This window comes from Rhizobacter sp. P3_B12 (genome assembly GCF_056402895.1).
In genome coordinates this window covers 1-1,392 of record NZ_JBFUGN010001294.1, presented here as the reverse complement: position 1 = coordinate 1,392, position 1,392 = coordinate 1, and the positions used below count along the sequence as shown (strand labels likewise).

Annotated in this window: 3 protein-coding genes; 1 reads left to right on the top strand and 2 read right to left on the bottom strand. The window is 69.4% G+C overall.

Going from position 1 to position 1,392, the window contains the following annotated elements; translation table 11 throughout:
- Nucleotides 1-509 (top strand): GGDEF domain-containing protein (locus AC1D01_RS34650; protein ID WP_477874039.1); only part of this gene is annotated, 509 nt, incomplete at its 5' end.
- Between the two features lie 26 nt (nt 510-535).
- Here the strand turns inward: AC1D01_RS34650 and AC1D01_RS34645 are convergent.
- Together AC1D01_RS34645 and AC1D01_RS34640 are read right to left on the bottom strand one after the other, a co-directional pair.
- On the bottom strand, nt 536-766 hold the full coding sequence (locus tag AC1D01_RS34645; RefSeq protein ID WP_477874037.1) for a hypothetical protein: 231 nt from the start codon (nt 764-766) through the stop codon (nt 536-538).
- Nucleotides 763-951 carry a hypothetical protein gene (locus AC1D01_RS34640; RefSeq protein WP_477874035.1) on the bottom strand — a complete coding sequence of 63 codons (189 nt, stop codon included), beginning with the start codon at nt 949-951 and terminating at the stop codon, nt 763-765. The genes AC1D01_RS34645 and AC1D01_RS34640 overlap by 4 nt, the downstream gene beginning before the upstream one ends.
- Nucleotides 952-1,392 lie beyond the last annotated feature (441 nt).

Sequence of the window (1,392 nt, the reverse complement as noted above, 5' to 3'; positions counted from 1 at the left end):
CCAACACGCCGGCGCTGGTGTCGCACGCCGACACGCGCCGMGCGCCGCCGTCATCGCACCAGCACTACTGGCTGGGCGTGATCGACATCGACCACTTCAAGTCGGTCAACGACAGCTATGGCCACCTGATCGGCGACGAGGTGCTGCTGCTGCTGTCGCGGCTGATGCGCAGCAGCTTCCGTTTCCACGACCGCCTGTACCGGTTCGGCGGCGAGGAGTTCGTCGTGCTGATGCGCTGTGCCCGCGAGGAAGACACGGCCATGGCGCTGGAGCGGATGCGGCAGAACACCGAGGCGTATGCGTTCCCGCAGGTCGGGCGCATCACGATCAGCATCGGTTTCACCGAGGTGAAGCCCGGCGACACCCCGAGCGGTGCCTTCGAACGGGCCGACAAGGCGGTGTACTACGCGAAGGGCCACGGCCGCAACCAGGTGCGCAGCCATGCGGCGCTGGTGGCCAGCGGCGCGCTCGAGGACGACTCGATCATCGGGGACGTCGAGCTGTTCTAGTGTCGACAGGCCCTGGCGCGGCAGGTTCAGCTCGATCGATCGGCCGGCTCGGCGACGACCGCCTGCCCGGCTTGCTGGTGTTGCTGCTCAGCGCTGCGCACCACGCCCGAGACGACCACGCAGAACGCGATCAGGACAACGGCCGAGAGGGCCAGCGCGGCGAGGATCAGTGCGTTCTCGGAGCGCCATTTCTCGGGCAGGTTCTCCAGCCACGCGGACAGCGCCGGCAGGCGATCCAGTGCAGCTGCGGCTTTCATGGCTTGGACGGCAACGCATCGGGCCAATGGCGGGCCTGCAGTGCCGGGTGGGCGGCCTCGTAGCCGAGATCGTCCGGCAAGGCCGTTGTCGACACGTCGGAGGGCTCGGCTGCCGGCCGGTGCGGCTGCGGTTCGCCCAGGGCCCAGCGCCGCACGTCTTCCAGCCAATCTGCATCGCTTGCCATCGTCACTGCTCCTCGGCGAGCGCTCCCACGGAGTGGGGAGCATGGCAGGCATCGTCGCGTGCACATGGCGCCGCTGCCATCGGCCGAGGCTGCAACTCAACGTAGGAGCGTGCCTACAGTCGTTGCATCTGCTCACGATGCCTCGGTGCGCGTCGGCGTTGCCCTACAGCCGCGAACGCTGGCTTCCTGCGCCGCGACGCGGCCCGCGGCGACAGCTTCTTTCTCGCCGCTGCGCGACGATCCGCGGCATCCACCGGCCGGTGCCGGCAGCGAAAGGAAGCAACATGAACGCGAACAGCTGGTACACCCCGAGCGTGGTCCTGAGTGCGCTGTGCGCCGCGATGGTCGTCACCGCCTGCGGACCGCAGAACGGTGAACCGGTGGCCGCCGCGCCGGCGCCTGCCGCTCCCGTCACGACGCCCGCGCCGGCCCCGGTGCAGG